We start from the raw sequence: 21951 nt of genomic DNA, 5'->3' as shown, positions 1-21951 counted from the left end.
AAATCATTTATCATAAATTAGTTACCATTTTCAGAGACAGATAGATAATTTATTGTTATTTCTTCGAAAACTTTTCTAAAATGATATCCACAAATTGATAAATATACAGCTATTGGAATACATTTAAATTTTCTTATAGTTACCCAAAATAGCAGTTTATAATAATAGTATCTTTCTTTTTCTAAAATTCCTAATTTGTATAATGATTTAAAAAAAGCTTGTATTCTTTTAATTGAAAATTTTGTATTGCTGTAATCTGGGGGATTATAATCATTTAGAAAAGTTATTAAACGTTCATAAAATTTCTTAGGAGAATAAATAGTGTTCACAATTTTAAGATAACCTTCAACCAGTTTTTCCTTATCAATTTTTGGTATAAAGTTAATAAAAACGTCAGTATTATTGCCTCCAAATACATCTAGAAGTCTGTTTTCAGATTTTAGTCTTTCATAGAGCTTTGTCCCAGGTGGTGCATTCAAAATTCCAACCATTGCTGTAATAATACCACTTTTCTGAATGAAATCAATTTGACGGTCAAAAATATCTAAAGGATCAGTGTCAAATCCAACTATAAATCCACCCTGAACCTGAAGCCCTTTTCTATGCAATTTTCTAACTGAATCCATTAAATTCCTGTTAATATTTTGATATTTCTTACTTTCATTTAGACTCGCTTCATTTGGTGTTTCTATACCAATAAACACAGTGTCAAAACCAGCTTGTACCATCAAATCAATCATTTCATCATCGTCTGCCAAATTTATTGATACCTGTGTGAAAAACTCAAAAGGATATTTTCTTTTTTTCATCCAATTAATTAATGCTGGTAAAAGGTCGTTTTTTACTCTTTTTTTATGGGCAATAAAATTATCATCCACAAAAAACACTCCACCTCGCCAACCGAGATTGTACATATTGTCAAGCTCGGTTATTACCTGTTTTACTGTTTTGGTTCTTACTCGGTTTCCCAACATTGAAGTAACATTGCAGAAATCACAGTTAAAAGGGCAGCCTCTGGAATACTGAATGCTCAAAGATGCATATGCGTTTATATCATCAAGTGCTTCCCATTTTGGTGCAGGTGAGTCAACCATATTAGCATAATCATCTGGCATATACACCTTTTTAGGGTCACCATTTTTTAAGTCATTCAAAAACTTAGGAACAGTTATTTCACCTTCTCCCAAAATCAAGTAATCAACATTATCAAATTTATCAGATTCTACTGTAAACAGGGGGCCACCACCTGCCACTTTAACATTATATTTATGACACCTATCAATGATTTCTAAGGCTGAATCTTTCTGAATAGACATTGCGCTGATTATTACAAGGTCAGCCCATAATATATGTTCATCGGTTAATTTACTTACATTTAAATCGACCAGTTTAAGAGACCAGTCTTCAGGTAACATTGAAGCAATTGTCAGCAAACCAAGGGGAGGAAGACTTGCTTTCTTGTTAATAAAATCTAAAGCGTATTTAAAACTCCAAAACGTGTTTGGATATTCTGGATATACTAACAATACCTTCATATTATATTTTACACCTAAAAATTTTTAGCTTCAAATAAAATTGAAGATTTTTTTAAAAATATATACAAAGAAATTTAGAGCTTCAAAAGCTTAAATATAAAAATCAAATGGATATTATTTGTTTTAAAAACATAACTTTTTTAATTTTATTGGATAAAATAGAGTGGAGCGGAGGGGAGTCGAACCCCCGACCCCTACAATGCCATTGTAGTGCTCTCCCAGCTGAGCTACCGCCCCAAATCTCAAGTTTTCAAATTTAACTTCATGTAAATTTACATCATTTTTGCTGTTCTTTCAACCTTTTTTCAACCACACAGTAAATTCCACCTTCTTTTATCCCTGGCATAAAACATCCATTACACGAAATACATTTTGCTTTTGTTTTATCAGATTCTTTCCATCTTTTAATTAGATGTGGCTCTCTTATCAAAGGTCTTGAAAATGAAACAGCATCAGCAAAACCGTTATCAATAATCTCAGTAGCAACCTCGAAGCTTCTAATTCCGCCAACCACAGCTACAGGAATATTAACCACTTGTTTTATCCTATTAGATAACTCTTTATGGTAAGCTTCTTTCTCAGCACTATCAATTTTTGATCTTGCTGGAGAGGTGTCCTTTGATGCTGGAGAACCACCGGAAACCTCAATAGCATCTATACCCCATTCTTCAAGCATTTTAGCAACTTCTGCAGCCTCATCAATTGCAAATCCTCCATCTAAAAAATCATCGCAATTTAGCTTGATAAATACAGGATAATCGTTACCTACTTTATTTCTAACTTCAGCTACAACTTCTTTTAAAAACCTTGCTCTGTTTTCAAGACTTCCGCCATACTCATCAGTCCTCTTATTTGTAAGTGGAGATAAAAACTGGTTAATCAAATATCCGTGTGCTCCGTGCAACTGAATTGCATCAAATCCTGCCTCTTTTACCCTTCTTGCAGCTTTTCCAAAGTCAGCGATTACTCTTTTTATATCATCTATGGTCATTTCCTTTGGCACTTCTGAATAGCTTGGAAAATTCACTGCAGATGGAGCAATAGGCTGGAGTCCAGAAGATTTTCTGTTTGCCTGTCCACCAGCATGAACAAGTTGTACTGCTATCTTGCCGCCTTTTTCATGCACCTTATCAACAAGTTCCTTTAAAGCAGAAATGTTGTTATCATCATGAACACCGAGCATACCAGGTAGTTGAATACCATCCTGACTTGCATAGGCATAACCAGTGATTATAAGTGCAACCTCATTTTCAGCAAGCTGTTCATACAAATTAATTAAACGCTCAGTCGGTTTACCATCACTATCGCACATACCCTCCCACGTTGCAGACCTTATTGTTCTGTTTTTGAGATTAAGATTACCAATTTTAAAATTACTAAAAATCATTTACTCCTCCACTTATATTTTTTTAAAACTAACAGCTATAGTTATCTTTTAATAATTTGGGCAGTTCTCTCAAAGAATTGATTGTAAAAGTTGGTTTAAGTTCCCACGGATCAAAAATGATCTTCTTGCCTCTGTTTACCCATATTGCTGACATCCCAGCAGAAATTGCACCAATAACATCAAAAGGATTAGCAGAAATCATGAAAGCCTTTTCTCTTTCAGCTTTTGAGCTTCTTAAAAAATGGGCATAAACAGCAGGATTTGGTTTAAAAGATTTTATATCATCAACGCTTATAATTCCTTCGAAATAATCAATAATCCCAGCATTATTAAGGAGAATATTCAAATCTTCAGGTTTACCGTTTGAGAAAGCATACATTTTGACTTCAAGATTCATTAATTCATTTAACGAACTAATCACATCATCAAATGGTGGAAGATTTTTATATTTCTCAAGCAGTATTTTCATTTCATCTTCACTTATATTCAAATTAAAGTAATTGTTTACATACTCGAGAGCCTGTTTTGTGCAGACAGAAAAATCGACGTAGTTTTGCATTAACGCTCTTCTAAATGAATACTCAAGTTGTTTTTGTCTCCACAAATCGGTGACATGTAAAGCAAGCTTTTCATCTTTTACAATAGAGACAATCTCATCAAAAACTCCTTTCGTATCAATTAGCGTGCCATAGACATCAAAAGATAAAACCACCATTTTATCCTCCTTAAATGGTATACTTTAATTATATCAAGTTTAAAATATTGGTCAAATAATTCTAAAATGTAACTTTTTGTAAGTATGTCTCCTTTTACTTATTATTCCTGTATTTGAGTGTCTTAAATTTGGTATATATTTTAAGTAATTTAACTCTAAACATACTTTCTAGTATGTATAAATAGTGCTAATGTTTACGATGAGAAATTTAATAAGTGTAAAAAATAAAGAAAAAAGTTAAAATCTGATATAAGAATATTCATTATAGTATTCTAGGCTGAGCTACCATTTCTATTAATCTTTAGCCCAATTTAAACTTCTTTGTAATGCATTTAGCCATTTGTTATATATTTTTTTACGTGTTTTATTATCCATTTTCGGTTTAAATTCTTTTTCAATTTCTCTTATTTTGAGGATATTATTTTTGTCCCAGAAACCTGTGGATATGGCAGCCATAGCAGCAGCACCCAATGCAGTGGATTCGGTAATATAGGGTCTTTCTATATCAATTCCTAAGATATCAGCTTGAAATTGCATTAAAAAATTGTTTTTGGAAGCACCACCATCCACTGCAAGTGTTGAAAAATCTATTTCATTTTTTGTTGTTTTGACAAATTCTTCAAATACGTCACGAGTTTGAAATGCTATTCCTTCAAGAGCAGCTCTTGCTATATGTTCTTTAGTGGTTCCCCTTGTAATTCCAATTACCAACCCTCTTGCAGATGGATCCCAGTAGGGTGCACCAAGTCCGGTTAATGCAGGTACAAAAACAACGTTTTCAGAAGAATTAACTTTTTTGGCTAAATCTTCCACTTCTTTTGTGTCATTTATTATTCCTAATCCATCTCTTAACCACTGAATTAATGATCCACCGACAAATATACTACCTTCCAGGGCATATTCTACATCATTATCAATTTGCCAAGCTATTGTGCTAATAAGATTATCCGAGTAATAAATTTTGCTTTTAGTGGATGTCATTATAAATAGACCGGTTCCGTATGTATTTTTAATTAAACCGTTTCGCCATCCACCATGTGCGAAAAGGGATGCCTGTTGATCTCCTATAATGCCAGTGATAGGAATTTCTTTTCCAAATAGTTTTTTGTTTGTATAACCAAATAAATGATTGCTAGGGAAAACCTGCGGTAGTAAATGTCTTGGAATTTCAAAGAGATTCAAAAGTTCTTCATCATATTCTAATGTTTTTATATTGAAAATCATTGTTCTTGATGCATTTGTAATATCGGTAGCATGGCATTTTCCTGCAGTTAGGTTATATAAAATCCAGGAATCCACTGTGCCAAAAAGTGCATCTTTTGATTTTACCTTTTTATTTACATCTTCTACATTATCAATAAGCCACTTTATTTTTGTGGCGCTAAAATAGGGGTCTAAAAATAAACCTGTTTTTTCTTTAATTAATTTTTTGAATTGAGAAAAATGCTTACATATGTTTTCGGTTCTCCTGCATTGCCAAACAATAGCGTTATATAAAGGTTTCCCTGTTTTTTTATCCCAGATTATAGTTGTTTCTCTTTGGTTGGTAATACCTATGGCCTGAATATTTTTTGCACCAACTTTTTCAATGACAATAGCAATGACTTTTAGTGCAGTTTCCCATATATCGTTAGGGTTATGTTCTACCCAACCTTCTTTAGGAAAAATTTGTGGAAATTCAGAATATGCAGATGCTATGGTATTACCTTGTTTATCAAAAACAATAGCCTTATTTCCAGTTGTTCCTAAATCCAGTGCTAAAACATACTTAGACATTGTATCCCTTCTTTATTACTATAACAAATTTAATTATAATTAGCAAATTAAATAATACCGCTGGAGCCACAACAATTTGTTGCAATACTTTGTTTTATTGTGTTTGTTGTAAAACATTTTTGTGGTTTAAGTTCCCATAGAACTGCCACGGATGGAGATTTTAGAAGAACTTGTATTGGAGAAAACTGAATGATTTGCTAGAACGAAGAATTTTTTTTTCTTCAAACAATAAAGAATAACATCTTAATGTATAAAAACATATTAAATTTATAACCATAAAAATGGGGTGAGTCCACGATTAAGTTTTACTTGACATTACAGGAAAGTTAAATAGAAATAATTAGTATTACTTACTAAATGGTAGGTAAGGTGTATTTTTATGAGTATAAAGAAAAATATTGTTCGAAATACTAGATCTCAGATTATTAAGACTGCAAGAAAGCTTTTTTCACAATATACATATCTTGGTGCTTCTATGGATGATATTGCTAAAAAACTTCGAATAACAAAAGCAGCATTATATCACTATTTCTCTGGTAAAGAAGAAATTTATAATGAAGTTCTTAATGATGCCTTTGATAGTTTAAAAAAATCTTTATTAGCGGCTTATAACGAAAACAACTCGATTAAGAGGTTACATAAAGTTATTATAAATTATCTTGATTTTGGATTAAAAGAGAAGAATCTTATAAACTTTTTTACTTTTAAATTATCATTAACAAATCTACGAGTTAAAAAAAAGATAATAGAAATTAAAAAACAAATTATTAATTTAGTTAAACCTGTTGTTGAAGAAGTTATGAATGAAAAATTGAAAGAAAAAAAGGTTAGTGCTGAAATTGTTACAATTATGCTGATTAGTATGATGAATGGGTTAATTTTGGAGTATTCAACACTTAATAAACAACTAAATACAAAAAAGATTTCAGAGCAGATAATTACTGTTTTATTCAGAGTTTAATTATTAAGGAGGATCTATTATTATGATGAAAGGTAAAAAGATTTCAGCGATAGTTTCTGTTTTTAATGAAGAGAGAACTGTAAAAGATATTATTATTGCACTTTTGAAGTGTCATTTAGTGGATGAGGTTATTGTGGTAGATGATGGTTCTACTGACAATACTTCGCAGATATTAAATCAACTAACAAAAACATTTGGATTTAAATATATAAGGTTTGATAGAAATAAGGGTAAATCATACGCAATGGTGGCTGGTATCGAGAATTCATCTGGTGATATATTGTTGTTTGTAGATGCCGATATTATAGGTTTTAACTGCACACATGTTGAACAATTAGTAGTACCATTGGTGACCAAAAGTGTAAACATGACAATTGGGCGTCGTTGTCCATTGAATTCTCATAGAATTGACTTAACAGGTCCCATTGATGTTTGGCTAGGAGGAGAAAGAGCTTGTTTTAAAAATGAAATACTTCCAATAATTGAAGAAATAAGAAAGACTAAATATGGTGTGGAGACTTTGTTGAATTTATATTATAAAAGCAAAAATGGAAAAATACTAATAGTTGATTTGGATGGACTAATACATTTAAAAAAATACGAAAAATATAGATTTGATAAAGCATTAATCGATTATCTTAAAGCAACATCTCAGATTGTAACAACAATTTTCTTAAATTATTTGTTAATTTTTAATATATTTAAGAATTCTTTCAAAAATGTAAGCTTTAAAGGAATAATAAAGTGATAATTGTTGCTTTATTGTTTGGTTTTATTTATTCCTTGCCAATTGGATCTTTAGGGCAAATAATGTTAAACAGAGCAGTAGAAAGAGGATTTTGGCATGGTTTTTCAATTGCAATTATTTCTTCTTTAGTGGACTTTTTATTTTGTGAAATTTTTTTGTTAGGAGCAGTTCAGCTAGGAAATATTAATCCATTTATCAAAATATTTATTCAAATAATTGGATTAATATTTTTCTTATATATTGGTTTAAAAGAAATTATTTTTCCTTTTTTTAGAAGAAAAAGAGATTTTGAAGATAGAATAAGTGAGGATTTTAAATTAGATGGAAAAACAATTTTTAAAAATGTTTTTTTAGTAATTAGTTATTATCTTACTAATCCTACCTATATAGTTTTCTGGGTAACTTTTTCTACGACAATAAACCATAACTTTATTCCATATCAAACTTTTTTTTATTATACTCTTTTTAGTTTTTTGTTTTTTGTTGGAGCATTATTATGTCAATACTTTTCGATTGTTGTTATGATAAAATCGAAAGCCAAAATTGGAAAATTTATGAAGTATATTACTGTAAATCTGTATTCAGTAAGTATAATTTATTTTTTATACATTGTGGTTAAAGACGTATATGTAACGATAATTCAGAACTACAATTTTCTTATTCGTATATAACTCAATGTTAAATTCTAATTTCACTTTTACAGAATTTACTTTAAACGAAATAAAAGAATACATTACAAAAAATGATATAACAGATCGATTGTTTAAAACCAGAAATAACTCAAAGGGTAGTCATAATGTAACTTTGATTTGTGTAAAAGGTAAATCAAATAAAGAAAGAAGTTATTTTATTACAAATGGTCATATAAAGAAGTCCAAAGAGGTAAAAAGGCGGATAGAAGGGTATTTTTGCAGATGGAAGATAGAAGAGAGTTTTAGGTTTTTGAAGCAAGAATTTCAGATAGAAAAGTGTATAGTAAGGAAATTTTCAGGGATAAAAACCTTGCTTGGGATAATATTATTTGCTTGGCATTTATTGATATTATACAGTTATAAATCGATAGAATCATTTCTTTTATTGAAACAAGTGAAGAGGGAGAAGTATGTTGGTTTAGAAGCATTTGATAAGATAAAATTTTTGTTTTATCGTATAAGCGAAGGAATAAGGCAGATATTCTTAGGTGTCAAAAGGTTGTTTAGTTTTCGGCATGTTCAGATAAAACAAGTGATTGTTCATAATATAGAAGATTATTTATCTGAAAAAAAGTATGAGTTTTATGTTAAATGTTTAAGGCGTAGGCGTGGTAAAAGTTTACTTGCTACATAATGTTGCAAAAAATGGGGTGACGCCAGTGTTCCTATTATTGACATAATTAATAGAAAATGCTACTCTTAAAACAGAGTTTGTATTTTTAAGATTTAGGAGTGATTTTTGTTTAAATTTAAGCTAAAAACCTTGGTAGTTTTTATTAACTTTTTTTTATTTTTTATGGCTTGTTCGAAGAAAATGAATCCTGTACCTACATGGAGTTTTGAAAAGAAAGCCATTACAATAAATTATAAAAGCGATCTGCTTTTAAATGCATTTGGTGGGAATCCTCATACATTAATGATAGTGGTGTATCAGATGAGTAAGCCTGATAGTTTTAATCAATTTATACAGTACCCTGCCGGTATAAGAAAATTGCTAAATCAAAATATATCATCACCTGACATATTGTCCCATAAACGTTTTTTTATAGAGCCTAATAGTTCAGGGAAGTTGTTATTAGACAGAGCAGAAGGTGCCAAATGGTTGGGGATAGTTGCCGGATATTACGCTTTAGAACCTGATAAGTCTGCAAGAATATTTAAAATTCCGTATAAAATAGAGGAAAAAGGTTTTATAAGGAAAAAGAAGATAGCAGTCATACCTAAAGTGAGGATAACAGTTTTTTTTACAAAGAATAGTATCCAGGTAGAAAAAATATCAGGAAGGGATTAATGTTTGATAAAACTCGTCCAATATTCTGGCATCAAGGTCTTTTTTTACAACCCCATCATTTTCAGCAGTTAGAACTTAACATTAATAATCTGCTTGCTTCTCAGCTTTCTCATATAAGACCTTACTTTTGGGGAATAACTGAGCTTGAGATAGACCAAGGTGCAATCAAAGAAGGCTTTTTTCGGATAAACAAGTTTAGTGCTCTTTTTCAAGATGGTTCATGGATTGATTTTCCGGGAAATGCAGTAGTGGTTGCAAGGTCTTTTGAAGAAATATTAAAAGATGAAAGCAGGCAATTTTTAAAAATTTATGCTGGGATAATGAGATGGAGCCCATCTTTACCAAATGTAAAAGAGACAGAAGGTGAGATTACTAAAAATGAGGGGGTTAGGTTTGTTAGTCCAATTGAACCTGAAGAGGTAAAGGACATATATTTGGGGAAAACATTAGCTCAGATTAGGTTTATGAATTATGTAGTGCATATTTTCTGGGAAACTGAAATTGAAGACCTTGGAAATTATTGTCTTATTCCAGTTGCTTTACTTGAAAGAGATGGTTCTAATATGGTTATTTCGGAAAAATTTATTCCACCTGTGCTCTCTCTCAAAAGCTCTAACTACCTTAAACAGATAATATCTAATATAAAAAATAGTATTCTGTCCAGGCTGCAAATTCTTGAAGGATACAAACTCTCAAAAGATATTACTTATACCGATTTGCAAGGAAGCTCTTTAAGATATGTTTTAGCTTTGATTGTGTTAAACAGGTATTTACCTTTGTTGGACCATTTGCTTAGTGTAGGAGTTGTTCATCCGTGGGAGATTTATGGATTATTGAGAGGATTAGTGGGAGAGTTGAGCTCTTTTACTGAAAGGATAAATGCGATGGGTAGGACTTATAATGGAATAGATTTAGTCCCTGAGTATGAGCATGCAAATATTAACAACTGTTTTTCGGAAATATTGATATTGATAGAAGAGCTATTAGGTTCAATAATTATTGGGGCAGAAAATATTATAAAATTAGAGAAAACAGATGATGGTTTTTGTGGTAAAATACCTTTAAGTTCGTTGGATACATCTAATACTTTTTCTTTGGTTGTTAATACTAAAGCTGACAAAGATGAAATTATAGACTCTTTTAAACATGTTGTAAAAGTTGCCCCTAAACATGTAATTGGGACTTTGATATCAAGAGCACTACCAGGTTTTTCTCTTATTCATAGGCAAACTCCTCCAGCGGGGATACCTAAGGATCAAAATTCGTTATTCTTTGAAATAAACACTTCTGATAAACTGTGGGGGGATTTAATGCGGGATGGAAATATCTGTGTTTATTGGGATGATGCTCCCGAAGATGTAAAAATAATGTTAGTTATCTCTAAATTTTAGGAATAAACATATGAAATTGGTGGACTGTTTTTGCGAAATTATAGCCTATACTTTGTATTTCTGCCAAGATGAGCAGAAAGACAACATATCTTCTGAGGAATTATCTCGAATATACACAGATTTAGTGCTTAGGTCACAAGAATTAGCTCGAAAAAATGGATTTGAAAAGGTATGGGAAGATGCCTTTTTTCCTGTGTGTGCGTTAGTTGATGAACTAATAATGACTTCAAACTGGAAACACAAAAAAGAGTGGAGTAATAAAAGACTGCAAATCAAATACTTTCATACTGCAAACGCTGGAGAGGAGTTTTTTGAAAAATTAAAATCTGAAGGCAATATACTGAAAGATGTGAAAGAGGTGTATTTATATTGTCTCTCTTTAGGTTTTAAAGGAAAATATTATGCTGATGAAGAAAAGTTAGAAGAGTTGGTTTCTAAAAATATCCAAGATATTTTGGATAATACAGAGCTTGTTATACCAAAAGAGTTATTTCCTGAAGCTTATGAGCCTGACCATATTTCAAAAAAAAGGGGAAAGAGAAAATGGCGATTTGTTTCACCCGTCTATTTTTTCGTTGCTTTAATTCCAATATTGCTTTTAGGAGGTTTGTACTATTTTTATAAATACAAGCTGGATATGATGCTTAATGAATATTTTAAATAAAGGGTAAAATAGTGAGAAAATTTTTTACAATTCTTATTAAAATAATAGGTCTATTAATTTTATTAATCGGTTCAGGAGTGATTTCTTATTTTGTTGCAAAGAAAATGCAATGGCCCATATGGTCTGCTGTAATTATATTTGCATCTATTTTTTCAGTTATTTTGTTTATTCTGTTTTTGAGAAAGTATCTTCTCAGGAAGAGGGAAAGAAGATTTATAGAAAGAATTATAGAGCGGGATAGAGCGGTTATAGAGTCTGCCCCAGAAATTAAACGTTTGAAACTGCTTGAATTGCAGGAGCATTGGAAAGAATCTGTAGAAAAGTTGCAGTCATCTCATTTGAGGAAGTATGGTAATCCTTTGTATGTGTTACCTTGGTTTATGGTTATGGGGGAATCCCAAAACGGTAAAACCTCTACAATAAAAAATGCTCACATAACATCAGCAATAACGGAAATTAGTAGGGCTTCTGGAATTTCTGGCACCAGAAATTGTGATTGGTGGTTTTGTGACGAAGCGATAATATTGGATACTGCTGGCCGATATTCTATCCCTGTTGATGAAGGGCCAGATTTAGAAGAATGGAAAGAATTTTTACATTTACTTGCTAAATACAGAAAAAAAGAGCCTTTAAATGGAGTAATTGTTGTTGTATCGGCGGATAATTTACTTAATAGGGATGACAATACACTAAAAGAAATCGGACAAAGTATCAGGCTTAGAATAGATCAGCTGATGAAGACATTAGGTGCAAAATTTCCAGTCTATGTAATGGTTACCAAAATGGATTTGGTACATGGTTTTACTCACTTTGCAGAACTTTTGCCAGAAGAAACATTAAATCAAGCTATGGGGTATACAAATCAGAAGTTTAATATTTCTTATGACGAGATATTGAGAGAATGTCAAACGGTACTGCTTAACAGGTTAAACGAACTTAGATTTTTACTTGTGAATAAATACAAAGAGCTTCCTCCTGGTACAATAATGTTTCCTATCGAATTTGAGAAGCTATTCCCAAAATTGAAATCGTATTTAGAGGGGCTTTTTGAAGAGAATCAGTATCAGGAGACTCCTCTTTTTAGAGGAATATATTTCTCAAGTGCTCTTGTGAAAGGTTCTCCTGTTTCCGAGTTTTTAGAATTAACTAATATCAAAAATAGATACAAGCATGGTATTTCCAGCGAAGGGATATTTTTAAAAGATTTTTTTGCAAAAATATTACCTAAAGACAGAAATCTGTTTGCTCCTATTTTAGAGTTTTTGCGGTGGAAAAAGTTGGTAAACAACCTTGGATTATTGGTCTATCTTTTGGTAATGTCAGCTGTTATCGGTGCTTTAAGTTTATCATTTTATAAAAACTATGAAATTATAAATACATTTAAAAGTTCTATAAAAGAGTTACCAAAGCTTACGGGTAATAAAGTGGCAGATCTTATTCTATTAGATGAGTTAAGATTTGAAATTATGAATATAAGCGAGCAAAATAAGGATTGGTTTATTCCAAGATTTGGCTTTAATCAAAGTTATGAGTTAGAAGAAAAACTGAAAAAACACTTTTGTTCACTTTTTAAAAAAGGCTTTTTAGACCCTATAGATAAAAAATTAATGAACGTAGCACAACAGGTAAATAAAAACACTCCTGTAAAAGAATTTGTTGATTACATTGGATATGCTGTAGTCAGGGCTTCAATTTTGAGAAATGTGTTAGAAGGTAAAACTGAGAGTAATTTTTTAAAAAAAGATTTTCTGATTTTGACAAAAGCAGTTTTTGAAATTGAAGGGAAAAAGGGGCTTGAAGTAATACCTCAGAAATTTGCCACCGTTTACAACTCATACTTACAGTGGGATAGGCAAAGAATAGATTTTTATGAAAAGTTGCGTAATTATGAAAAGCTCATCTTAAATCTTTTACATCAAAAAGGGGAAAATCTATTTTGGTTAGTTGATGATACCATTGCAAATGCACCAAGAGTTCATCTTAATATGTTTTGGGAAAAAGAATTTATAGGGAAAGAAAGAAATATTATTTTTATACCTGGAGCTTATACTGCAGAAGGGAGAAATAATATCAAGCGCTTTCTTCTACTACTTGAGCATTCTTTGACGGATAAGGAGATGTTAGAACGTTTTAGAGAAAGTAAACAAAAATTTTGGAAATGGTATGTAATAGAGTTTTTTAACACATGGCATTCTTTTATAAAAGATTTTAATGAAGGTATGAATAGAATAGATAAGCTTTCAAAACGGCAAAAGTTAGTATTCAATATGGTTACTATGAATAATCCTTATTTATTATTTATAGAAAAGTTTAATAACGAATTGATAAGTTTAGAAAAAGATGTTGAAACTAAAGGGCTTACACCGCTATGGGTGGCAGAGTTTAAGCATTTATATAAAGTGATAAACCTTGCTAAAACTTTAAAAGAAAAACAAAAAGGTTCTATTGTTGGAACATTAAAAGCAAAAGAGGAAAAAATAATAGGGGATATAGATAAAAAAATCGATAAAAAAGCTGCAAAAGAAGAAGCAAGGCTTTTTATTCAGGCACATACATGGAATGAATATATAAATTCTTTGAAGAAAATAGAGTTGGGTGTTTTATCAATGGAGGATGCATATAAGCTTTTTGCAGCATGTTTTGAAGAACCATCTAATCAAACAAAACTTGGACTAATGAATGCTTATGAAAAATATTACAAATTTAGAACCATTATGAATGACAGATTTGAATTTGCAGATATCTATGACCTCGCTTTTGGTCCGTTAGGGTTTCTATTGGAATTTGCATCAAGAGGGACAAGATGTTATTTACAAAGGAAGTGGGAGGAAATGGTACTAAGTGTAATTGAGGATGTGGATCCTGATAGGTTGAATGATGTATTATTTGATAAGGATATGGGGGTTGTGTGGAAATATGTAAATGGTGTTGCAAAACCTTTTATAGGGAAAAACAGCGGTGGATACTTTGCGCGTAAGGCTTTTGTAAAACAGAGTGTTCCATTTGAAAAAAGTTTTTTGAATTTGCTTAACAAAGGAGCTATTGTAAGCGCAAACAAAAAATCTAAATATTATTTGACTATCAAAACAGTTCCTGTCACGGTAAATGATGATGCGAAAATAGAGCCTTTTTACAGCTCTTTGACTGTGAACTGTGCCAACAAGGTATATGTATTGGATAATTACAACTTTTTGAATAAAATAAGCTTAGAATGGTCTCCAAAAACTTGTGGTAACACTGTGTTGACGATAAAATTTCCGGATGTGGTTCTTAGAAAAAAGTATACTGGAAAACTTGCTTTTTCAAGATTCTTAAATGATTTTAAAGCCGGCAGTAAAACTTTTTTTCCTGAAGATTTTTCGAAAAATAAGGAATATTTAAAACGGATTAACGTATCGTGGATAAAAGTGTCTTTTAATTTTGAAGGGGATTTTTTAGATATTGTTAATTTGATTACAAAAATACCGAAAAATATCCCCAAAAAAATTGTAGAATGTCCGTGGAATTAGTTTAGAGGTGTTTATGGAGCTATTAGAAATAGGTAAGACTCCAATATCTGAAGATAATCCGGCTGGAGAAGATTATAGGTTTGAGCCTGAATATGAAGCTATTCAATCTGAAATTGATAAACTGTCTTCGCCTACGGCTAATAGTACCACAGATTGGGGAAAAGTTAAAAAACTCAGTGAGGAATTTTTAAGTACAAAATCGAAAGATTTGTTGATTGCTGCTTATCTGTCAGTGGCTCTGCTGTATACTGACAAAACTGATGGTATTTATCCGGGAGCTGTGATTATAAACGATATGTTGCACAATTTTTGGGATACAATGTATCCTCCGAAAAAGAGGAAAAAAGGGAGAATAAATGCTATTTTATGGTGGAAGGAGCGGTTAGAAAATCTTCTACCAAGTTTTGAGCCTGTTACGTGTAAAAAGGAAGAACGTGAAAATATCATTAATCAATTCAGAGAGATAGATGAGTTTTTAGGCGAAAACCTTGAAGAAATTCCGCCTCTGCGTTCTTTAATAGATGCTGTTTCATCCCTTTTTATGGAAGCTGAAGAATCACCACCCGAACAACCTACCGAAGAAACGGAGCAGCCTACTTCTGGGATTCAATCAGAACAGATGAGTTCATCTGAGACTTCTTCTCAACCTTCAGAAACACCTTCTGCCTCGCAATATGTTTCTTCATCATCGTTTGAGGTAGAAATTGACACTGATGATCCCATTAAAGTACTTGAAAAAGGATTGGAGGTTGTTAGTCAGGCTACCACACTGATGGCGAAAAATAATCCTTTTGATCCAGAAATTTTTAGATTAAACAGGATATGTTCGTGGTTAACTGTGGACACTCTTCCTCTTGCTGAAAATGGAAAAACTATGTTACCTCCTCCAGATGAAGCAATAGTTTCTGCACTTAAGAGATTGTATGAATCACAAAATTGGAATGGGTTAATTGAAGCAGCTGAATCTTATATTCCACAATTTTTGTTTTGGTTGGATTTAAGTAGGTATAGTTTTGAGGCGCTTAGCAATTTGAATCAGGTTAGAGCTTCCGAAGCTGTTGCAAGAGAAACTATATGGTACATAGAAAAGTTGCCTGGGATAGAAAAGCTTTCTTTTTCTGATGGGACACCTTTTGCAGATGAGTTTACTTTAGAATGGTTAAGGGAAATTAAGAAGAAAGGGAGTCAGGATGAATCTTCCACAACAGGAGCTACAGATGATAAAACAGCCCAAAAAATTAGTGAAGTTATGAAAGGGATTCAAGAAAAGGTGAAAAACAAACAACTAACAGGAGCTCTTTTAGATTTTAAAAAATGCATAGAAGAAGCAGCATGCGAATACGAAAGATTTTTGTGGTATATCGAAATCTGCAATTTTCTGTTGAAAATCAAGAAAACAGATTTGCTTATGCCTTATGTTCAAAAACTGTTAAAAGTCATTGAAGAATATAAATTAGAAGAATGGTCACCGGATATATGTGTAAAGGCTCTTGAGGTTGCTCTTAAAGCTGTCAGAAGCATGGGAAGGGATGAATATAAAGAAATGGAGGAGAGAATTTTGTATAAACTCTCTTTTTTAAATCCAGCAGTAGCAATTGAGTTTGTTTAATAACAAACGAAAAAATATAAGGAGGACATTATGGCAAAAGAAGGCTCAGTTGCACCAAAAGAAAGGGTAAATATAGTTTATAAACCAGCAACAGGTGATGCGCAGGAAGAGGTTGAACTTCCTCTTAAAGTATTAGTAATGAGTGATTTTACTGGAAGACCCGATGATACTCCGGTAGAAGATAGGGAAACTATAAATATCAACAAGGATAATTTTGATGATGTGTTAAAAGAGATGGACGTAAAAGTTGATATGGTAGTAAAGAATAAGTTAAGTGATGACCCAGAAGCAGAAATGACGATTAGTTTGGATTTTAAAACCATGAAAGACTTTGAACCGGATGCTATAGTGGGAAAGATACCAGAATTGAAAAAATTGAAAGAGATAAGAGACGCCCTTAAAGCGGTGAAAGGGCCTCTTGGCAATATTCCGGAATTTAGAAAGAGAATAACCGAATTAATAGAGGACAAAGATAAAAGGGAAAAGCTCTTCAAAGAGCTTGGAATAGAAGAGTAAGGAGGAAAATATGGCAGAAGAAAAAAAGGAAGTTAATGAGCAGCAAGAGATAAAAGAAGAGGACTCTCTACTTGATGAAATTATAGAAGTTACAAAACTGAAGCCGGAAGATGAAGGGTATGAGGTAACGAAAAGGGGGATTCAGGCCTTTCTTGATGAGCTGTTGAAACCTGAGAGAAAGGTTGAAAAGATTACTGCCGGACTGGTTGATGAAATGATAGCAGAGATTGATAAAAGGATAAGTAAACAGATAGATGAGATATTGCATAATGAAAAGTTTCAACAGTTGGAATCGACATGGCGTTCATTGAAATTTTTGGTAGATAGAACTGATTTTAGAGAGAATCTAAAGATAGAAATTTTGAATGTATCTAAAGAGGACTTGTTAGAAGATTTTGAAGACTCTCCTGAAATAGTACAATCAGGATTGTATAAAATTGTTTATACGGCTGAATACGGTCAATTTGGCGGTCAACCATACGGTTTGTTAGTAGGGAATTATCAGTTTGGTCCAGGCACGAGAGATGTAAAGCTCCTTGAAAATATAGCAAGCGTTGCGACGATGGCTCATGCTCCATTTGTAGCCGGAGCTTCACCTGAATTCTTTGGTATCAAGAGCTTTGCAGAGCTTCCAAACTTGAAAGACCTTAGTGCTATATTTGAAATGCCTCAATATGCTAAATGGAACTCTTTTAGAGAATCAGAAGATGCAAGAAATGTTGGCCTTGTGCTTCCACGCTTCTTGCTTCGTACACCGTATGACCCTGAAGATAATCCAACAAAGACTTTTAATTATATGGAGGATGTATCAGAAGGTGATTCAGCTTTCCTTTGGGGTAACAGTGCATTTGCTTTTGCTTCGAGAGTAACTGACAGTTTTGCTAAGTATAGATGGTGTGCTAACATTATTGGTCCACAAGGTGGTGGAGCTGTAGAAGATCTCCCTGTTTATAAATATGAAGCTATGGGAGAGTTGCAAACGAAAATACCTGTAGAAGTTCTTATCTCGGAAAGGAGAGAATTTGAGCTTGCAGAGTTGGGATTTATTGCGCTGACTATGAGAAAGGGAAGCGATAATGCAGCATTTTTCTCAGCTAACTCTGTACAAAAACCTAAAAAGTTTTCTAACACTCCAGAAGGGAAGCAAGCTGAGCTTAATTATAAATTGGGAGCACAGCTGCCTTATAACTTTGTAATAAGCAGGCTTGCTCATTATCTAAAAGTTATACAAAGGGAGAATATAGGTTCATGGAAAAATAGAGGTGAGTTGGAAACTGAGTTAAATAAGTGGATCAGTCAGTATGTTTCTGATCAGGAAAACCCATCTCCTGGTGTAAGAAGTAGAAAACCTCTTCGTAAGGCAAAAATAGAGGTTTTTGATGTTGAAGGCGAACCAGGATGGTATAGAGTTAAAATGCAGATACAACCCCATTTTAAATATATGGGAGCTTCTTTTAGCTTGTCTTTAGTTGGTAAATTAGATAAAGAATAAAAAAGCTTGGAGGAATAATTATGGCAATGACAAGTTATTTAACATTAGAAGGTAAAAATCAGGGCAAAATAGAAGGTGATTGCACTCAAAAGGGTAGAGAAAAAACAATTCTTGTATTTGCTGTTGAGCACAGCGTTGAAATTCCGAGAGACAATTTAACTGGACTGCCAACAGGACAGAGAGTGCATAAACCTTTTAAAATCGTTAAAAGAGTAGATCCTGCTACACCTCTTTTATATCAGGCTTGTACATCTGGAGAGCAAATGAAAACGTGGCAATTGGATTATTATCGTATTAATGAAAAAGGGCAAGAAGAGCTTTACTATCAGGTGACATTGGAAGATGCTATAATCGTTAACATTAGACATTACAAACCTGACACACTCAAAGATGATCAAAAGGCTTTGCCTGATATGGAAGAAGTATCTTTCAGTTATACTAAAATAACATGGTCTCATAAGACTGCTAATAAAGAATCTGAAGATGATTGGAGAGCTCCGAAAGAGGGGTAAGCGGTAAATAAATATGTACGAGATGAGATTGCTCGAGAGAATTAAAAATTTAGAAGAAAAAAATCTTCCCCAAACCAGCCCCAATAACGATATCTCTCGAGCAATCTCTTCAATAAGTTCTCATTTACAAAGGATGTTAAATGTCAGAAAGGGAAGTGTTATTATCGATAAAGAGTATGGAGTTCCTGATTTTACCAACTCCCCTTTTGATAGTTTAAGTGAAATGGGAAAAACTATGGCAGAGGAAATAAAGGAGTTTATCGAAAGATACGAGCCAAGACTTGGGAATGTGAAAGTTGTCTTTTTGGAAAGCGAGGAGAAAGAGTTGGTGCTCAAATTTAAAATAGAAGGAGAGCTCATTTTTAAAAATAAATTACCTGTTACATTCGAAACATGGATGGATCCTAATGGTAAAATAGTGGTATCCCGGTAATTAATATGTTAAAATATTATCAACAAGAATTAAGTAACTTAAGAGAATTTGCCAAAGAATTTTCCAAAAAACACCCTTCTGCAGCACCCCTTTTGAGTGCTGAAACTTCTGATCCTGATGTGGAAAGGTTGCTCGAAGGTGTTGCATTTTTAACTGCTCTTTTGAGAAAAAAAATAGATGATGATTTGCCAGAATTAATTCATAATTTAGCAGAAATTATTTTTCCTCACACGTTACGTCCAATACCATCAGCATCAATTGTAAGCTTTACTCCAAAAGTGGTTCTTCAAGAGAAATTGATAATAAAAAAAGATGTATTACTTGCTTCAAATCCTGTAGGTGAAACCACCTGTATGTTCAAGACCTGTTTCGATTTGGAAGTTCATCCTCTAAAAATTGAATCTGTAAAAACAGTAAAAGAGGTTGGTCAAAAGGTAAAAATAGTATTGAAATTAAACAGTAAGATTCCCCTATCTCAACTTGATATCGAAAAGTTGCAATTTTTTTTAGGAGGAAGTTTTGCTGTTTCATCAGAGCTTTTTATGCTCTTGGATACAAAACTTAGTAGAATTATTATAAAACCTACTCAGAATGGAGAAATGTGTGTTCTTGATAAAAGAGATTTATTACCTTCCGGTTTCTCCTTGGAAAACGCTCTTATCCCTTTTCCTGAACATGTATTTTCAGGCTTTAGAATGCTTGAAGAATACTTTATACTACCACATAAATTCCTTTTTTGGGAGATTAATGGCTGGAAAAAATGGAAAAATAGAGGGAATGGTACAAGTTTTGAGATAATATTTGAGTTTGAAAATATATCATCAACATTTCCAAAGGTTTCAGAAGAAAATTTTATACTTTATGCAACTCCTGTGATAAATATTTTCCCGATGGAAGCTGAACCTGTATCTTTTGACCATACTAAAGATAAGATTTTGATAAGGCCAGCAACAGAAGATTTAGAATACACACAGGTTTATGAAGTTACAGAGGTAACTGGTTATGTTGAGGGGAGTTTGGAAGAGATAAAATATGAACCGTTTAATGCATTTTCTGATATAAATGAACAGAAAGGAGTATATCACACCATTTACACAATTTCTCCTACTACGGGAAAGCCGAAAACGTACATCAGGATTTTGTATTCTGACGAGTCTAAACTATCTAAACAGACACTCACAGTAAAACTTTTGTGTACAAATGGTGAGGTTCCGGAAAAATTAAGATTAGGAGATATTTGTAAACCAACCATTTCGTGTCCAGAATTAGTTACCTTTCGTAACATAATACCTGTAACCTCACCAATAGAACCTTTATTACAAAAAAACAAATTGTGGGACTTTTTATCTCATCTTTCTTTGAATTTATCCTCTTTTGCTAATGTAGAAGGGGTTAAAAAACTTCTAACTTTTTATGCTTTTCCTGACAGCAAGGATAAAATTAAGGTATCTGCAAATTTGAAAAAAATAGAAGGGATTGAATCTATAGAAATAAAACCTGCTAACAGATTGGTTCATGGCTTTATGCTCATGGGCACGGAAATTGAACTTACTGTCAGGAAAGACAGTTTCGCATCATTTGGTGATTTATATCTTTTTGGAAGTGTATTAAGTGAATTTTTTAATCAGTATAGTCAATTGAATTCCTTTACTTCCTTAAAAATTAGAGATGTAATAACGGGAGATACCATTCGGTGGAAAGAGAAAATAGGGAAAAAATCGCTGATTTAGTAAATTACATTTTAGAAAATGCTACCAAATTTTCTTTTATTCAGGTTATTAGATTATTGAAAATAGTGGTGCGCGAGGGGCTTTTAGAAGAAGAAGTTAAAGAGTTAGAAAATAAAGTTAGAGTGCGTCCTAAATTATCTCTTGATTTTCCAGGCACTGACATTGCTGAAATAGAAAAAATAGATGATGAACATAGCAAATTTCTTATCACGGCAACTTTTTTGGGTATTTACGGTTCTTCATCACCATTGCCTGATTTTTACACCGAAGATCTTTTAGATGAGCAAAGAGAAGATAAATCTATAATGAGAGATTTCTTAGATATAATAAATGCTCCTTTGTATCCTATTCTTTTTCAGATATGGGCCAAGTATCAGATTCCATACAAAGTTGTTGAAGAGAAAGATGTTGAAACTATTCAAAGGCTGTTTGCTCTCATTGGGCTTAAAGATGAAAATGTTAGAGAAAATTTGAAACATGCTAATCTTCTTTTACGTTATACGTCACTTATAACGCAGTTTCCACGTTCGGCTGAATCTCTTAGATTAATCTTAAAAGATGCTCTTCAGCTTAAATCTGTGGATATTATTCAGTGTGTAGAGCAAACTCTTACGATAGATGAAGAACAGCGGTGTTATCTTGGAAAACTTAATAATAGATTAAGCGAAAATTGCGTTATTGGGATGAATATTAGAGATAAGATGGGAAAATTTCGTATAGTTATAGAAGTGGATGAAGAAGCAGAGCTCTTTTCCCTTTTTCCAGATGGAAATCGCTTTTTAAAAATGAAAGAGTTGATAAAGTTTTTTCTTACAACGCATTACCAATGGGATGTAAAACTTTTAGTGAATCCAAAAATGCTTCAAACAACACGTTTGGGTGAGACAAACTGGAACAGGTTGGGATGGAATACCTGGTTATTTTCCGAGAAATTACAAAGTAAGCAGTATGTTTTAATTTCTTGTTAAACTATATAATATTGGAGAGTAT

At 32.5% G+C, this 21951-nt stretch carries 19 protein-coding genes and 1 tRNA gene; 15 read left to right on the top strand and 5 right to left on the bottom strand.

What is annotated here, in order from left to right; all coding sequences use genetic code 11:
- Positions 1–17: 17 nt before the first annotated feature.
- The 5 genes from OWK30_RS07760 to glpK form a co-directional block, all read right to left on the bottom strand.
- Positions 18–1535 carry a B12-binding domain-containing radical SAM protein gene (locus OWK30_RS07760; protein ID WP_423325234.1) on the bottom strand — a complete coding sequence of 506 codons (1518 nt, stop codon included), beginning with the start codon at positions 1533–1535 and terminating at the stop codon, positions 18–20.
- Positions 1536–1699: 164 nt separating this feature from the next.
- Positions 1700–1772: transfer RNA gene (locus OWK30_RS07755), tRNA-Ala, on the bottom strand.
- Between the two features lie 40 nt (positions 1773–1812).
- Positions 1813–2922 carry an NADH:flavin oxidoreductase gene (locus tag OWK30_RS07750; RefSeq protein WP_423325232.1) on the bottom strand — a complete coding sequence of 370 codons (1110 nt, stop codon included), beginning with the start codon at positions 2920–2922 and terminating at the stop codon, positions 1813–1815.
- Between the two features lie 28 nt (positions 2923–2950).
- Positions 2951–3637, bottom strand: coding sequence for a haloacid dehalogenase type II (locus tag OWK30_RS07745; protein ID WP_423325230.1), 687 nt, complete (start codon positions 3635–3637; stop codon positions 2951–2953).
- A gap of 294 nt (positions 3638–3931) precedes the next feature.
- A complete protein-coding gene (gene glpK, locus OWK30_RS07740; RefSeq protein ID WP_423325228.1) occupies positions 3932–5413 on the bottom strand; it encodes a glycerol kinase GlpK in 1482 nt (493 codons plus the stop codon).
- A gap of 379 nt (positions 5414–5792) precedes the next feature.
- On the opposite strand from glpK, the gene OWK30_RS07735 reads away from it, so the two are divergent.
- The 15 genes from OWK30_RS07735 (at position 5793) to tssG (ending at position 21929) form a co-directional block, all read left to right on the top strand.
- Positions 5793–6374, top strand: a complete 582-nt coding sequence (locus OWK30_RS07735; RefSeq protein WP_423325226.1) for a TetR/AcrR family transcriptional regulator — start codon at positions 5793–5795, stop codon at positions 6372–6374.
- Positions 6375–6396: 22 nt separating this feature from the next.
- Positions 6397–7122, top strand: a complete 726-nt coding sequence (locus OWK30_RS07730) for a glycosyltransferase family 2 protein (protein WP_423325224.1) — start codon at positions 6397–6399, stop codon at positions 7120–7122.
- Positions 7119–7793, top strand: coding sequence for a LysE family transporter (locus tag OWK30_RS07725; RefSeq protein ID WP_423325222.1), 675 nt, complete (start codon positions 7119–7121; stop codon positions 7791–7793). The genes OWK30_RS07730 and OWK30_RS07725 overlap by 4 nt, the downstream gene beginning before the upstream one ends.
- 4 nt (positions 7794–7797) lie before the next feature.
- Positions 7798–8448 carry a transposase gene (locus OWK30_RS07720; protein ID WP_423325220.1) on the top strand — a complete coding sequence of 217 codons (651 nt, stop codon included), beginning with the start codon at positions 7798–7800 and terminating at the stop codon, positions 8446–8448.
- Between the two features lie 105 nt (positions 8449–8553).
- Positions 8554–9105 (top strand): type VI secretion system lipoprotein TssJ, encoded by a 552-nt coding sequence (gene tssJ, locus OWK30_RS07715; RefSeq protein WP_423325218.1) that lies wholly within the window; start codon positions 8554–8556, stop codon positions 9103–9105.
- On the top strand, positions 9105–10496 hold the full coding sequence (gene tssK, locus OWK30_RS07710) for a type VI secretion system baseplate subunit TssK (RefSeq protein WP_423325216.1): 1392 nt from the start codon (positions 9105–9107) through the stop codon (positions 10494–10496). The genes tssJ and tssK overlap by 1 nt, the downstream gene beginning before the upstream one ends.
- A gap of 10 nt (positions 10497–10506) precedes the next feature.
- Positions 10507–11160, top strand: coding sequence for a DotU family type IV/VI secretion system protein (locus OWK30_RS07705; RefSeq protein WP_423325214.1), 654 nt, complete (start codon positions 10507–10509; stop codon positions 11158–11160).
- A gap of 11 nt (positions 11161–11171) precedes the next feature.
- On the top strand, positions 11172–14669 hold the full coding sequence (locus tag OWK30_RS07700; RefSeq protein ID WP_423325212.1) for a type VI secretion protein IcmF/TssM N-terminal domain-containing protein: 3498 nt from the start codon (positions 11172–11174) through the stop codon (positions 14667–14669).
- Positions 14670–14682: 13 nt separating this feature from the next.
- Positions 14683–16278 (top strand): type VI secretion system protein TssA, encoded by a 1596-nt coding sequence (gene tssA / locus OWK30_RS07695; RefSeq protein ID WP_423325210.1) that lies wholly within the window; start codon positions 14683–14685, stop codon positions 16276–16278.
- 30 nt (positions 16279–16308) lie between these two features.
- Positions 16309–16794 (top strand): type VI secretion system contractile sheath small subunit, encoded by a 486-nt coding sequence (gene tssB, locus OWK30_RS07690; protein ID WP_423325208.1) that lies wholly within the window; start codon positions 16309–16311, stop codon positions 16792–16794.
- A 10-nt stretch (positions 16795–16804) separates the two neighbouring features.
- Complete coding sequence (gene tssC / locus OWK30_RS07685) at positions 16805–18286, top strand: type VI secretion system contractile sheath large subunit (RefSeq protein ID WP_423325206.1); 1482 nt, start codon at positions 16805–16807, stop codon at positions 18284–18286.
- A gap of 20 nt (positions 18287–18306) precedes the next feature.
- Positions 18307–18798, top strand: a complete 492-nt coding sequence (locus OWK30_RS07680) for an Hcp family type VI secretion system effector (RefSeq protein ID WP_423325204.1) — start codon at positions 18307–18309, stop codon at positions 18796–18798.
- A 13-nt stretch (positions 18799–18811) separates the two neighbouring features.
- Complete coding sequence (gene tssE, locus OWK30_RS07675) at positions 18812–19231, top strand: type VI secretion system baseplate subunit TssE (RefSeq protein ID WP_423325202.1); 420 nt, start codon at positions 18812–18814, stop codon at positions 19229–19231.
- 5 nt (positions 19232–19236) lie between these two features.
- Entirely contained in the window at positions 19237–20961 is a 1725-nt protein-coding gene (tssF, locus tag OWK30_RS07670; RefSeq protein WP_423325200.1) for a type VI secretion system baseplate subunit TssF, read from the top strand.
- Positions 20925–21929 carry a type VI secretion system baseplate subunit TssG gene (gene tssG / locus OWK30_RS07665; protein WP_423325198.1) on the top strand — a complete coding sequence of 335 codons (1005 nt, stop codon included), beginning with the start codon at positions 20925–20927 and terminating at the stop codon, positions 21927–21929. The genes tssF and tssG overlap by 37 nt, the downstream gene beginning before the upstream one ends.
- The last annotated feature ends 22 nt before the right edge of the window (positions 21930–21951 follow it).

The organism is Deferribacter abyssi (assembly GCF_049472655.1).
GTDB lineage: Bacteria > Chrysiogenota > Deferribacteres > Deferribacterales > Deferribacteraceae > Deferribacter > Deferribacter abyssi.
This window is presented reverse-complemented; position numbering and strand designations above follow the sequence as displayed.